The sequence below is a fragment of the Pseudoalteromonas sp. PSi26 genome (assembly GCF_054960575.1).
Genome location: NZ_JBHNYT010000006.1, coordinates 140,111 through 154,789 on the forward strand (window position 1 = coordinate 140,111; position 14,679 = coordinate 154,789).

13 protein-coding genes and 1 pseudogene are annotated in these 14,679 nt (G+C 39.0%); all 14 read right to left on the bottom strand.

Going from position 1 to position 14,679, the window contains the following annotated elements; genetic code table 11:
• Nucleotides 1-87: 87 nt before the first annotated feature.
• The 14 genes and pseudogenes from ACFI34_RS08400 to ACFI34_RS08465 all read right to left on the bottom strand — a co-directional run bounded on the left by ACFI34_RS08400 (nucleotide 88) and on the right by ACFI34_RS08465 (nucleotide 14,622).
• Complete coding sequence (locus tag ACFI34_RS08400) at nucleotides 88-1,416, bottom strand: tetratricopeptide repeat protein (RefSeq protein ID WP_462673153.1); 1,329 nt, start codon at nucleotides 1,414-1,416, stop codon at nucleotides 88-90.
• A 30-nt stretch (nucleotides 1,417-1,446) separates the two neighbouring features.
• Nucleotides 1,447-2,052, bottom strand: coding sequence for an energy transducer TonB (locus tag ACFI34_RS08405; protein ID WP_006793482.1), 606 nt, complete (start codon nucleotides 2,050-2,052; stop codon nucleotides 1,447-1,449).
• Nucleotides 2,053-2,061: 9 nt separating this feature from the next.
• Nucleotides 2,062-2,472, bottom strand: a complete 411-nt coding sequence (locus ACFI34_RS08410) for an ExbD/TolR family protein (RefSeq protein WP_006793481.1) — start codon at nucleotides 2,470-2,472, stop codon at nucleotides 2,062-2,064.
• Nucleotides 2,473-2,525: 53 nt separating this feature from the next.
• Nucleotides 2,526-3,053, bottom strand: a complete 528-nt coding sequence (locus ACFI34_RS08415) for a MotA/TolQ/ExbB proton channel family protein (RefSeq protein WP_462673154.1) — start codon at nucleotides 3,051-3,053, stop codon at nucleotides 2,526-2,528.
• A 3-nt stretch (nucleotides 3,054-3,056) separates the two neighbouring features.
• Nucleotides 3,057-4,424, bottom strand: coding sequence for a MotA/TolQ/ExbB proton channel family protein (locus ACFI34_RS08420; RefSeq protein WP_462673155.1), 1,368 nt, complete (start codon nucleotides 4,422-4,424; stop codon nucleotides 3,057-3,059).
• Between the two features lie 10 nt (nucleotides 4,425-4,434).
• The gene (locus tag ACFI34_RS08425) at nucleotides 4,435-5,187 is read right to left on the bottom strand and encodes a DUF3450 domain-containing protein (RefSeq protein WP_462673156.1); all 753 of its coding nucleotides are present in this window, start codon (nucleotides 5,185-5,187) and stop codon (nucleotides 4,435-4,437) included.
• Between the two features lie 222 nt (nucleotides 5,188-5,409).
• A complete protein-coding gene (locus ACFI34_RS08430; RefSeq protein WP_462673157.1) occupies nucleotides 5,410-6,024 on the bottom strand; it encodes a DsbA family protein in 615 nt (204 codons plus the stop codon).
• A gap of 8 nt (nucleotides 6,025-6,032) precedes the next feature.
• Entirely contained in the window at nucleotides 6,033-7,121 is a 1,089-nt protein-coding gene (locus ACFI34_RS08435; RefSeq protein WP_462673158.1) for a GGDEF domain-containing protein, read from the bottom strand.
• A 2-nt stretch (nucleotides 7,122-7,123) separates the two neighbouring features.
• A complete protein-coding gene (locus ACFI34_RS08440; RefSeq protein ID WP_462673159.1) occupies nucleotides 7,124-9,013 on the bottom strand; it encodes a methyl-accepting chemotaxis protein in 1,890 nt (629 codons plus the stop codon).
• Between the two features lie 255 nt (nucleotides 9,014-9,268).
• Nucleotides 9,269-10,522 carry a sugar MFS transporter gene (locus tag ACFI34_RS08445; RefSeq protein WP_462673160.1) on the bottom strand — a complete coding sequence of 418 codons (1,254 nt, stop codon included), beginning with the start codon at nucleotides 10,520-10,522 and terminating at the stop codon, nucleotides 9,269-9,271.
• 106 nt (nucleotides 10,523-10,628) lie between these two features.
• Nucleotides 10,629-11,512, bottom strand: a pseudogene (locus ACFI34_RS08450) (substrate-binding periplasmic protein).
• A 156-nt stretch (nucleotides 11,513-11,668) separates the two neighbouring features.
• Nucleotides 11,669-12,184, bottom strand: a complete 516-nt coding sequence (locus ACFI34_RS08455; RefSeq protein ID WP_462673161.1) for an RNA methyltransferase — start codon at nucleotides 12,182-12,184, stop codon at nucleotides 11,669-11,671.
• Nucleotides 12,184-12,696 carry a YcgN family cysteine cluster protein gene (locus ACFI34_RS08460; protein ID WP_462673162.1) on the bottom strand — a complete coding sequence of 171 codons (513 nt, stop codon included), beginning with the start codon at nucleotides 12,694-12,696 and terminating at the stop codon, nucleotides 12,184-12,186. Before ACFI34_RS08460 ends, ACFI34_RS08455 begins: the two co-directional genes overlap by 1 nt.
• A 96-nt stretch (nucleotides 12,697-12,792) precedes the next feature.
• Nucleotides 12,793-14,622 (bottom strand): DUF885 domain-containing protein, encoded by a 1,830-nt coding sequence (locus ACFI34_RS08465; protein WP_462673163.1) that lies wholly within the window; start codon nucleotides 14,620-14,622, stop codon nucleotides 12,793-12,795.
• Between the last annotated feature and the right edge of the window lie 57 nt (nucleotides 14,623-14,679).

The window sequence follows — 14,679 nt, forward strand, 5'->3', positions numbered from 1 at the left end:
TCAATTATTATTGAGTCGGCTTGCGTAGTGCGATTATGAAATTGATATTACAAGCACCAACGAAGTAGTGACTTGTTGGTTTAAAATTTAAAGCAGAGCGGTTCTTAACGTTTCAGCATGTACTTTTTCACGTTTGACATACTTAATCCACTGCTTAGCCAAACGATGTGATTTTTTGTGTTTTTCAGCTTGTTCAAACGCTAAAATAGACGCATCGAAATTTTGCAAATTGTACTGCGCCATACCCAGTGCAACAAAGGCATTTGACTCAAAATCAAGTCCACCTTTATCTAGCGCTTTACGCGCTGAATCGGCAGCATCTTCATAGTGCTCTGTATTAACATACACCTCAGCTAAACGCTGATCGTATTGCCCATGATCTGATAAATCGGCGGCTTTAACAAAATACTCTATCGATTTTTCATCTTCTTTTGCTTGGATCATCGCCTCGGCTACAAACGCATAGTTTTTAGCTGTTTTTTCGGCAATGCCGTTATCTATTGCTTTACTCATAACTTCTGCCGCTTTAAAAGCAAGTCCATTGTATAAGTATACTTGAGCAAGTTGGCGTAAGTCGGCCCTTGATGTTAAAAACCCTTGCTGATAAGCGGCTTCAATAACAGCTAATTGCTTTTTCTCTTGCCCGGTTTCACCATACATACCCGAAAGCTGTACCCAGTACTCTGGTTTATCATAAAGCTTAACCATGCGTTCAAGCACTTCAACCACTTTGTTAGTTTGATTTAGCGAATAAAACATAGCGCGCTGTAATACAAGCCAGTTTTCTTTTGGGGTTTTACCTTCGTCATCACTTAATGAAATAACTTTAGTGATGTAGTCTAGGCCTTGCTTATAGTCTTTTAACTGGTAATACGTTTGTGCACGAAGTAAATAATATCCTTCAGGTATTGGCTGAGTGTTAATCTCATCCCAGTTATCTAAAAAGGCAATGACTTTATCATAATCGCTGTTTGCCATTGCAAGCTGCGCTAAACTAAAAGTGGTGCTTAAACGCAATGTTTCAGGGATCCCTTCTTCTGCAACAACGCGTTCAAATGAAGCTATCGCTTTTGGTAAGTCATTTTGGTTGTAGTAAATGAACCCGTAAAAATTATGCATCATGGCTATTTCGTACGAGTTCATACTTGAAGAACGTTCATTAATACTATCGAGCGCTTCAAGTCCGGCTTTTACATCGCCATCGTCTGCCAATTTTTGTGCGCGAGCCAGTTGGCTGTATACTTTTTCACGAAGTGCAGGTACGCGTTTTGTTTTTTGCTCCTGCGCCGCTTGAGCACTTGCGATTGATACGCCAGGTAACAACGTTAGTGCACTGGGTGTAACAATACTCAACCCTATCGCAGTGGTACAAAGTAGTGTTACTTTTAAAAGTTTAGTTTTGGTTAATAATTTCATAATCGCCTCACGGTCTTTTCTAGTTAGCTACTATCCGCCAATTTGAAAAGATATTTTGTTCTGAACACCCGCTACTTCAACAGCTTCACCGTTGACAACACGCGGTTTATATTTAAATTTAAGAGCAGCGTCCATTGCAGCCCTATCAAATAAAGACTCAGGCTCTGCTTTTAATACTTGCGGATCGCGAACGGTACCTTGCTTTGTCACAGTAAACTCAACAATCACATACCCTTCAATACCGCGTGATAGCGCACGACGCGGATAAACCGGTGCAACTTTTACAATGGGTAAATATTCGCCATCGCTCGTTTCCAATGCTAATCCACCCGCCAGGTTCACTTCGGCATCAACATTAGCACCAAAGTCAAAGTTGTTAGCGTTGGCATTAGCATCACTACTTTGCATTTGTGGCGATTCCATTGGTGGTGGCGGCTCTTTTGGCGTAGGTGGCTTTTGTGGTTTACGCTCTTTCTTTTGAACGCTTTCTTCTTTCTTCAAGCGAACAAAATCAAGTACATTGCCTTTAGCTGGTTCGCTCATTGCCCCTTCACCGCCGGTTATAAGCGCTTGCATGCCCAAAAACAGCATAAACGTGACTACACCGGCAACAATTAATGCTACTAAATAACGCATTACTTACCCTTACGCTTCTTGAGCCGCAATTGAAACATCAAACACACCGGCAGCGCGTGCGGCATCCATTACTTTAATTAACGTATCGGTAGTCGCTTTTTTATCAGCTTGAATAACAACGCTACCCTGTGGGTTTTCAGCTTTTAAGCGTTCAATATTCGCCTGCACTGCGCGAACATCTATTTGGCGTTTGTTAATCCAAATTTCACCCTTATCTGAAATAGCAACTAAGATATTGGCTCTTTCTTTTTTAACCGCAGTTGCCGCTTCTGGGCGGTTAACGTCAATGCCTGCTTCTTTTACAAACGATGCCGTTACAATAAAGAAGATAAGCATAATAAATACAACATCTAACATAGGTGTCATGTTTATTTCTTCTGCTTCATCTTCTTGCATTAAGTTACCTAAAGGGGCTCTCATTTTTTATTCTCCTGCTATGAGCGGGTGTATATTTAGCCGCTCATAAAATTTATTTAGTGATCTAGCAACATGCTGTCTTCAAGTAGTTCTACTTCGCGTTTGGCTTTACGTTGTAAGTAGGTTGAGGCAAATACCCCAGATAACGCCCCGACCATGCCCGCCATTGTTGGAATTGTCGCTTTAGATACGCCTGATGCCATTGAACGTGCACTCCCAGTGCCTGTTATAGCCATCACATCAAACACTTCTATCATGCCCGTTACTGTGCCAAGTAAGCCCAGCAGCGGACATAAAGCCACCATGACATTGATAAGCGGAAGGTTTGCATTCAAGCGCATACTTGCTCTCGAAATCATAGCCTGGCGTATTTGTTCAGCGTTCCAGCTATTGCGTTCGTGACGCGTTGACCATGTGCCTTTAATGCTATTTTTGTATCCGCGAAACCCGTTGAAAAAGTATATAAATCGCTCGAGTATCAATAACCACATCGCGAAGATTAACACTCCAATGACCAAGAGTACTTGGCCACCGGTGTCGAGAAAATCACGGATAGCATTGATTGAGTCAATCAATAGCACCATGGTTTATTCTCCTTTCTCGCTTCGCTCAGCAATGATACCTGCGCTTTGCTCTTGTAAAATAAGCAGTAAGCCTTTTGAACGCGTGTTTAGTAATGTGTATATAAACACTGTTGGGATTGCCACAACTAAGCCAAGTACGGTCGTAACTAGCGCTTGAGAAATACCACCAGCCATTAGTTTAGGGTCGCCAGTACCAAATAATGTGATTGCTTGGAACGTGTTGATCATACCGGTCACCGTACCTAGTAAGCCAAGTAATGGGGCAACAACGGAGATGATTTTTATAAGCGTTAAGTTACGTGTGATTTTTGGCATTTCACGTAAAATTGCTTCACTTAATTTAAGCTCTAACGTGTCGTAAGCAACATTCGGATAGTCGTCTTTTACTTTCATTACACGACCTAATGGGTTGTCGTCGCGAGCAACTGAATCTTTTAATTGGCGACGAATTTTTCCACCAACAAGTAACAATGAAATAAAGCGCTCAATTGCAATTAATAAAGCAAGCAAACCAACACCTAAAATGACATAACCAACCGCACCACCTTGATGAACTTGCTCTGATGTATCAGGTGCTTGAACAAGTAAGCCTAAAATAGAACCACCAGTTGGGTCTAATGCAAACTGTACAACACCACTTTTAGCATTTTGTAAGTCAGCAGCTGTAGCGGTATAACGAGACACTGGTTGGCGAGTAAGCGCGCTCAGCGTGTTTGTTCCTGGGTTATATTCTAAGTATTGACCCTGTGAAATTAAGTTAAAAGCACCAACACGAACAACTTCTTGCTCTGCTTTATTTCCACCTTCAACAATAACTGAAGTATTAAAGCGACTGACTTTACCTTGCTCAGTCATTTCACGTTGCAGCTCGTACCACACCTTTTCAATATCTTCTATTGAGGCAAGCTTAGACGTCGAACCCATTTTTTGAGCTAACTCGTCCATAAAATCACTACGGCCCGGTAATTCTGCTGATACAACCGAAGTAGCGAACTTATTGCTAGAGTCCCCAGCGACTTGCTGTAATACCCCAAATAACTCTTTAAGTGATCCCATTCGCTTAGATAAGGTATCGGTTAAGTTAGCGAGTTTAACTTCGTTTTCTTCAAATTGTGTTTCAAGGCGCTCTGATTCAACAAGCATTTGGTTACGCTTTGCAGTTGTATCATTTAACATTTGAACTTGCTGATTTTGGCGAGAGGTAAACTCCTGCTCTCGTTGTTTATTCTGCGCACTTTGAACGGTCTTGCCGTTTTCTAATGTTTTTAATAATGAATCAAGATCCATTGTTTCTGCAGCAGTGCTAACGCCTGCAAAACCGAGGCTTGTAACAAACAATGCCATTTTTGTCATTTGAGTAAACAATTTCATTTTTAACCTCTTATTCTGCTGCATGTACTGGCAGAGTTAGCATATCTGGGGCAAGTTGTTTACGCGCTATGCGTAAACCTTTATTTATTTGACTTATTGTTGAGTCAGGTAGAGCTTCAAACGATTTGGTCTCTGTGTTGTAGCTACCAGCGTGTTTACCATCACGCGTTAGGTAAATCAGCTCTAATCGGCCAATGCGTAAAAAATCAACTTCACGCTCTTTACCGTTTACATCTAACAATGCGGTGTAAGCTTCAATAGTACGCCCGTAATCGACCTCTACTTGGTAAGCTTCTAGCACACGACGAAATTTTTCACTTGAGGTGATATCAGCGCGATCCATCATGGCTTTAAGTGATACTAAACGCTTAGCACGCTCGTCTTGCAAAAAGGGAATGTCTAACGATACAAACTGCTCAAGACCTGTGATCATTCGCATCATAAGCGGGGTAATTTGGCGCTCAATAATAGAAACCTGATCCATTGATAGGTTAAGCGATTCCATTTCTTCAATTTGATTATTAAGCTGTTTAGTTAACTGCGCGTTGTAAACAGCTAAACCGTCAATCTCTTTATTGAGCGTTTTAAATTGCTGTAAACGACCTTGCATTGAGTCTGCAATCTTGTCTATTTTTGTTTGTGATTGCGCAGCTGATTTATTAATTTCGCTGCTTTTATCAATAACCTTATCTAAATCGTTAGCGTGTACTGCTGCACTTGCGGCCACAATACCAGCTAAGATTAATGGTTTAACGCCTTTCATCGCATACACCTTTACTCGTTAATTAGCGGATTTGCTAGGTTGTATTTCAAACCAATAAACAGAGATTTATTGGCTTGAATAATTCAATGGAAGGAAGTTTATAGATAAAAGATGACAAGGATGTTGCGCAAAAAAGTCGCTTTTATGACAGCTGTCATAATTTGGCATAAAAGAGGTTTTGTAAATTAAAAATAAATAAACTAGCAAGCTGTTGAAGAGCGATTAATCAATAATGCTAGTAATTTTGTCATAGGTACTTTGCCAATCTGTGTAATCAACCGCAATGGGGTAGTAGCTGTTGTTATGAATTAACACTAAAGAAGGAAAACCGTTAATAGGCAACGTTTTTATAAAATTAAGCTCGTCACTCAATTCATTGTTTAATGATAAACTGACTAACTCATTTGCAAACCCCTCTTCATCTAGACCAATGCCTTGAGCCAGCGCTACTAAGGTGGCTTCATCAGAAGGGTTTTGCGCATTTAAATAGTAAGCATGCTGGATTGCTTCTATCATTTGCGCTTCTTTATTGGTTTTACGCGCGATCAGAGCTGCTCTACAAGCCGGGTAAGTAGAACGTCGAGGTTCGCAATTACGCCAAAAGTCATAATTAAACTGGGTACCTAACTGCTTTTGTATTTTATGCCACGTATCTTCAAGCATTTCTTTCATCACTTTTGGCATAGGCTGCTGACTATCGGCTGCTAAGCCGCCCACTTTATAGTCAACAATAATTTTATGCTCAAGTTGTTCTTTCAATTTTAGCCACGTAGGCGCATAGCCCCAACACCAACTACACATTGGATCGTGTATATAAATTAACTTACTTTGAAACATAACGATTCCTACGTAGAAGCTGAAACAACTTTATTTCGACCCGTTTCCTTTGCTTTATAAAGACATCGATCGGCTTGCTTTAAAGCATCATTGTAGTCTGATAACTTATTAACTTGTGCTACACCTATGCTACAGGTAAGTGCTACGTTTTTACTTTCAACATTCAAAAGTGTTGTATTAGCAACACTCTCTCTAAATTTATTAGCAACGTGCTCTGCAGTTTGAATAGTCACCTTTGGAAGAATAACAACAAATTCTTCACCACCATAACGCGCTTTTATTGAATCGCTACTGAAGTGTGACTCCAGCATTTTAGTAAATTCTATTAGGACAGTATCACCACTATCATGACCATAGTTATCATTGATAGACTTAAAATGATCGAGGTCTAATAATAAAATACTAAATGGTAAATACTCATCTGGGCAGTCACTTACTAAGTTAAAAAAGTGAGATGTGACAAATCGTCTGTTTGCAGCGCCAGTTAGTTGATCGGTATACGCGTCCTTTTTTTGTGCCAAAGTTATTTCAGCAATAGACGCATGACTTTTTTGCCTAAAAAACTCGCCTATAAATGAAAAAACAAACACTAAACCAAAAGATGCCATAAAACGCGATTTTTCTACATCGCCATAATCTACCTGGCCGATATTAGGGCCATACAGTAGCCCTAAACAACAGACAAATAAAAACCCACTAAGCCATAACCCCAATTTAACACCGAGAGTAGCAAAGGTGACAACTGGGTAAAACATGAGCCAATACAGCGCCGTGTTCTCTTTACCACCTGTGTAAATAAGCGCAATACACATAACTAATATGATAGACATGGTTGTTAAAGACACAACCTCTAATTTACCTGTTTTAAAAAAGTAAACGGTACAGGCAATAATCGTCATATTAGCAACGAGCAAAGCGACACTGAGAATAGGTGAATACACATCATAATTAGCTAAAAGTAAAAAACCTATCACTACAATTGCGAAGGCTATCATTGCAAATAGCGAAAATGCTTGACGCTGTCTGTCAGAATTGTAAACGCTATCTATGTTAATTAAATTGCGCCAGCTCGACTTATTTAAGGTTTCCTTTTCCATATTTATACTTTGAACTTTTTAACCATTTGTTCTAAATCACCGAATTGTTGCCTCAGTTTTGTGCATTCGTTTAACGTATTATTTAGGTTGGTTTTACCTTGAATAGACAGTTCGCTGATAGTTTGTATATCGGCATCTAATGATTTAACAACTTGATTTTGCTCTTCTGTAGCGCCCGCAACGGCATGGTTAGCTGCACTTATCTGTTTAATATCTTCTATTACTTGCTGCATTAATTCACCAACAGCATCCGCTTCTGACACGCTTTTTTCGCTGCCTTGCAAGCTTGTTTTCATTAACTCAACCGCCAAACTCGACCCTTTTTGCAGCTCTATCACTGTTTCTTCTATTTCTTGAGTCGACTCTTTGGTGCGATGTGCTAACTGGCGAACCTCATCAGCCACAACGGCAAAGCCCCGACCTGCATCACCAGCTCGTGCAGCTTCAATAGCCGCATTGAGAGCAAGTAAGTTGGTTTGTTCACTCACGCCTTTAATTACTTCAAGAACATTACCAATGCTTTCTGTATGTGCATTTAAGCTATTAATAGTTTGTTGAGCCTGCATTATATTGGCAGACAGTTCGTGAATCCCAGCAACATTATTGCTTAATATTTCTTGATTTTGTGTCGAGTGTTGATTTGCATCTTTTGCAAGTGTTGATGCATCAGACGCACTATTGAATATGTCTGTTGTCATTCCAGTGAATTGATTAATTGCCGCGGCAACGCTATCTGTTCGCATACTTTGATCGTCATACATTGCAAGTGATGAATGCGTTTGCGTTAGAAGGCTTGCTATAACACCATCAAGAAGGACAGTCGTATCTTTAACTTGCTCCATTGAAGATTGAATTTTTTCGATAAACACATTAAATGAATGACTTAACTCACCAAACTCATCGTCATTTTCTATTTCTAAACGACGTGTTAAATCGCCCTCTCCCTGAGAAATATCTTTAATAGCATCATTTAACCGATTCATTGGGCGCATTAAGTAATGAAGCAAAAATTGCATTAAAAATACAATGACTATCGTACCTACAATTAAATATATAAATGCTGTTTTACCAAAACTGGATACACTCTCAAATGCTTTTTGTTGATCTATAACAACCCCTAAATACCAATTTACATTTTCGATTCCACGGATTTTATTAAACGAAACCAATTTAGTTTCGCCTGCAATTTGATATTCAACAAACTCGCTACTAAGGGGTGGCTTAGTGCCAAAAAGCGCTGAAATATTTTTTAAATTAAAGCTGCTTTGCGGGTGGCTTAATATTTGACCGTTGTCATCAAGCAAAAAGCCGTAGCCTAACCCTAAAAAGTCAATGTCGTTAATAATGTCTGTGACCGTTTGCATGTCTATATCAGCGCCTGCAACACCAACAAAGCGATCATTTTGGTTTATAGGCACAACGGCAGATATAGTTAGCTCATTGGTTGTTACGTCTATATAAGGAGTTGTAAAAGCGGTGTTGGTTTTATTTTCGACTAGCTTGTACCAAGGACGTGATGTTGCATCAAAATCAGGAGGTAAAACTACTGTTTGGTCGTTTAAAATAAAATTCCCGTTTGATTGGCCTATATAAGTATTTTTAAAGTCACCTGCTAATTCAGCCGTATTTAATTGAGATAGCGTCAATGTGTTTGAATCAGATGGTTTGTGCGTTTGGGCAAACGCACTGACGATTGATAGTTTGGCATTTAGCCAGCTTGCAATGTTTTGCGACACTGACTCTGAGTTTTGTTGAAGCACCAAAGCAAGTTGCGTTTGTGTTTGGTTTTTTAAAGTGGTGTAGTTATTTACGGTAAATAAGCCTAACACCAAAACAAGTACTACTGACGCTGCTATTGTAACTTTTGTTGTGAACTTAAGTGCCCCAAACATAAATGCCCTTTTTTTTAATTTTAGCAGTTTAGTTTTAGCAAATATTGGGAGGATTGTCTTAGCTATTTTCGGTTTTTCCGAAAATAGCAGCTAAAAACAATAAAAAAGGACTAGGCAAACTTGGTTGTAAATTTTAAGTAATTAATTTTACGTAATTATTTTTAGATATGAGTTTCTTTTTTTGGAATGTTCCAATAAAAAGGGTGATTAATAATGACTGAATACGTATTCAGCCATTATTATACAGTCAGCTCTTTACCATTTTTTAGCTAAACGAACAGCATTTAAACCATACCAAGCTATAAATATATAACATACCATAGGCACGAAAAAGCTATCTTGAATGTTCACGGTATCGGCAACATACCCTTGTAATAATGGAACCAAAGCACCACCTACAATCGCTAAACATAGCCATCCAGAGCCTTTACTTGTTAACGGGCCTAATTTTTCAATTGCAACAGAAAAAATGGTCGGAAACATAATTGAATTAAATAAACCAATTGCCAATACTGAAAACAAAGCAACATCACCTTGTGTAAAAATAGTGATTAATAACAACGCAATAACACTGATAGCATTAAAGGCAATTGCTTTAGAAGGCGCAATTTTTTGTAATAAAGCAGAGCCAATAAAACGCCCTACCATAGCGCCACCCCAGTAATAACTAATTAGTGCAGCGGCTGCATGCTCTTCAAGCCCGGCGATATGTGCTTCACCAAAATAGTTAACTAAAAAACTACCGATAGCAACTTCGCCACCTACATAACAGAAAATAGCAATAACCCCCATAGTTAAATGCGGTGCTTGAATTAATGAGCGCGTTTCTGGTGCTGAGTGACAGTCTTCTTTATGGGCTTCTATTTCTGGTAACTTTATAAATGCAAACACAATAGCAATTAATAAAAGTGCTGCAGCCAACATTATGTAGGGTACTTTTACTGATTCTGCCGATGCAGCAGACGCAGCCAATGTACCAGCAGTACCGAAAAAGAGAATGCCTCCTACATATGGTCCTACTGTAGTACCCAGGGCATTAAGCGCTTGTGCTAAGTTTAATCGTGAAGAGGCGGTTTTATCAGGGCCAAGAGCAGCAACGTATGGATTAGCTGACACCTGTAACACCGTTATACCTGCAGCAAGCACAAACAATGCACCTAAAAACAACCAATATTCATGGACCACTACGGCAGGGTAAAAAAGCATACAACCAATAGAGGCAACAATAAGCCCCGTTAATATTCCTTTTTTATAGCCTAGTTGTTTAACTAAAATACCAGCAGGGATAGATACAATGAAATAGGCACCAAAAAAGCAAAACTGCACCAGCATTGCTTCAAAATATGTGAGATCAAATACACCTTTTAATCTAGGAATAAGCACGTCATTTAAAACGGTTATAAATCCCCATAAAAAGAATAAGGTAGTCATGGCAGTCAAAGGAAACAGATAATTATTTTTTTGCTGTTCATTCACGCCATAAGGTTGATTAGTGTTCAGTGTGCTCATTTTTATTTTCACTCCATTAACAAATTAAACTGATTCTACATTGTTAATAAGTTTTTTTACCACACCAAACTAAGAACGTTCCAATTCAATTCAAACTTGTGCTCGGTCATTCAGCTGAAATTGTATCGATTAATCGCTTAGTTTCGCCGCTATTGTTAAAGTGATACAAAGCTTGGTTTATGTCTTCAAGTACTTCAAGCCAGTTAGGTGTTTGCTTACTAATGGCAAAATACAATGGGTTATAACGAAGTGGCTTGCCATCTTGCTCTATAAAATTAAGCAACTTTGATTTAGCATTGTCATTCAATGTTGAGTATTTGACCGAATGCGCCAATACAACTGGATCGCCAATAATAAGATCCACACGTTCTGCAGCGAGTAGCTGTACTAGTTGTAGGTCATCTACTGCACCTATAATACTAAATTCATTGTTATCCATCATTGCATCAAACTCAGAGGTATTTTGATACCCTCTAACAACGCCAATTTTTGCACCTTTTAACGAATTTAAGTTGCCTGTAAAAATACCTGGTGAGTTTTTACGTTTTAAAAAAGCAATATTCCCACCTTCAAAGGTGTTTGAAATACCTAATAACTCTCGTCTGGTTTTGTTTTCAACAAAGTCAGAAGGGGCTGTGTCTTCTATAAAATATTCCGGCATTAAAATATCGGCTTTCCCTATTTCGACATTTCGTACAGCTCTCGCCCAAGGTAAAACTCGATATAAACGTCATAACCTCGGCTATTAAGTAAAGCAACAGCAAAATGATAAACCCAACCTTTATTGCAAAGGCTATCGCTTATGTAAGGTGGCCAGTTCAAAGTAGCAATATGCAAAGTACGCTTGTTGTTAGGTGATTTATATAATACTCCTGACTTATAACGCTGACCCTCAACAGTGGTAAGTGTGCTTTTGTTGAGATAACTCACTGATGTGCTTGCAGTAGTAAAACAACTAACTAACGCTAATAAAATAATAACAATATGCATGTTAAAATTATCAAAAATTTATTTAGTTAAGTGTAGTTCACATACTAGCAGTGAAATAAAATTTAATTAAAAGGACTCTAAGTAAGAGTTAAAAAGGGAATGTATACAAAGTTTAAACGCCAATTAATAAGGTTTATTGGCGTTTAAAGGAAGGTATTAAGCTGGTTTTACCCATTTCATTTTGTTGTTGGTATCGCGCGAGGTTATTATGGTGTCATCACTACTTTTAACGCCACCTAATTTAGCAAGCCTATCATAAAGCACTACATTACAGGTTGCTGCAAGGTTCATACAGCCTATGGTCGGTATATACACGACTTCGTCGCACCACTTTAGTACGTCTTTTGAAACTGAGCCATCTTCAGGGCCAAATATATAAAATGCATTTTCTGGGTGCTCAAACTCGGGTAAAGGAGTCGCCCCCTCAATGAGCTCAATAACAACGACAGTAGCTCCTTGCGGTTTACATTGTTCCAAACAATCCGTAGGAGTTAATGGAATACGCTCAACCACATTTTTAGTGTCGGTATGAAACTTTTGTGCGTTAAGATAACGATTACCCGTAAAGTAAACCTGATTTGCATCGTAACACCCTGCAGCTCGCAAAACGCCGCCAACGTTGGTGGGGCTTTTTGGGTTTATTAAGCCAATACTTGCTTGTAACTTACTCATTAATCGCAATCCTTTGTTGGCCATTCTGCAATATATAAATCAAAGTCATCTAATTTTACATCACAGTCTTTCACTGTTTTGTCTTTCACTGAAATACCGAGTTCGTGCATGTGACTTTTATCGCCGTTGTTTACTAGCGGATGCCACGATGCAAGGCCACGTCCTTCATGTAAACGTCGATAACTGCAGCTTTGCGGCATAAAAAATATATCTTTAAGGTTTTCTTTAGTGAGTTTTACACAAGAGGGTACCAAAGTTTGTCGGTTTTGATATTCACTACACCCACAGGTATTGTTATCAAGATACTGGCACACAATATTAGTGAAAATGAGCTGCTCACCTTCACGTAGCTGATCGGTTGGGGCAAAATCATCTTCGTCTTCACTATCTATAAATGTATTTAAACAACACTTACCACAGCCATCACAAATAGCTTCCCATTCACTTTGGCTCATTTCGCTCAGGCTTTTTTTAAGCCAAAATTGTGTATTTGCTAACTGTTGATCAAACATAGTGTACTCACGCCCCTTTTAGAGCGCGCATTCTACCGTAATGCATTAAATGGCGCAAAGCCAATACCTTAAAACGATACTCGCTTTGCGCGTAGTTTATTGCTGCGACTGGACCCAACGTTTAATTTTTTTCTCTAAAATAGGCATGGGTAATGCTCCATCTATTAATATTTGCGTATGAAACGCTTTAATATCAAATTGAGAACCTAGCTCTTTTTTACAATAATCGCGAAGCTCTTTAATTTTAAACTCCCCTAATTTGTACGAGAGAGCTTGCCCGGGCCACGCAATATAACGCTCAACCTCTGCAACGACATCACTTTTAGCCATTGAAGAGTTGGCAAGCATATATTGTATACCTTGCTCTCGTGTCCATCCTTTAGCATGAAAACCGGTGTCGAGTACTAAGCGCATAGCTCGTAATTGCTCGTCGGCTAAACGCCCGTACCACATATACGGGTCGGTAAATAAACCAAGCTCTTTTCCTAAGCTTTCAGCGTAAAGCGCCCACCCTTCAGCAAAAACCGTATACCCTCCAAATTTACGAAAATCAGGTAAGCCGTCAATTTCTTGTTGAAGAGCAATTTGAAAGTGATGACCCGGCGCCGCTTCATGAATCGAGAGTGTTTCAAGCAAAAACTTAGGCTGTGCTTTTAAATTAAATGTATTGATATAAAAAATACCTGGACGAGAACCGTCTGGGGCTGGAGCAGCATAAGAAGCACCTGCCGCAGATTGCGCACGGTACGCTTCAACTGGTTTAACAACGTAAGGGGCTTTAGGCGCAACATCAAATAACAGCGGTACTTTAGCATCTATTTTTTTCTTAACGTTTTCGTACGCTTCAACAAGCTCTTCAGCGGTATTAAAGTAAAACTCATCAGAATCACGTAAATGAGTAAAAAATGCAGGTAAATCGTCATCAAAGCCGACTGTTTGTTTTACCTGTTTCATTTCACTTAAAATACGAGATACTTCACTTAAACCTATATTATGAATCTCATCGGCAGACAGGCTAAGTGTTGTGTTTTTCTTTATTTGATATTCGTACCAAGCCTTACCATTGGTAAAATCGCTGTAGCCTACTGAAGCACGACTATTAGGAATATAGTCATTAATTAAAAATGTGTGCATGCTTTGATAAGCGGGGACTAATTGCGTCATGATCAAATCACGATATTGGGCTGTTATTTCTTGTTTTTGCTCTGCTGTAAACGAGTCTGGTAAATTGTTGATAGGCCCCCAAAACAGTGAGTTTTCAGCCTTATTGACAATATGCGCACTAAATTGTGGCGCTAATTTTTTTGCAAGTGGCGCAGGTAAAACAATATTTTGTTTTATACCTTCAGCCATAGAAAGCTCAACACTTTTAAGCCACTTAACAAAACCACCACTGCGTTTTATGAAATTAGCGTAATCGTTCATTGTTTTGAAGGGTTGTGCACTTTGGCCAGAGCCAAAGCCCGCAAAAATATTATGCGCACCCGACATTTGATTTATTGGCAAAAGATAACTAGGAAACTGCATTCCTTCTAAATTAAGTGCTAAGTCGCGCTTTAAAATTTCATAACTTAATAGCGCTTGCCCTGTTAACTGCTCAGAATCAATGTAGCCAAGGCTTTGTTGATACTTTTTATAAAAAGCCGCTTTTTTATCACGGTTTAAAACTGAGATCTCAGGCGTGAATACATCATTAAATTCATTTTTTCCGCTGTATGTAGCACGAATTGGTGCAAACGTGAGTGACTCTTCATAATATTGGTTAACTAGCACGTCTAATTGCTGCTCGGCAGATAGCTCAGACACCACAGCATTTATAGATGAAGAATCCGGTTTACTATTACTTTGTTGAGGCGCAGTATTGCTACACCCCGTTAAAGCACCCATCACTGATGTAGCCACAAGTACTAATTTTAATAATTTCATGTTAATCCTTTTAAAAAATACAAGCCGATTATGAGCTTTAAATTAAGCTAAATAAAG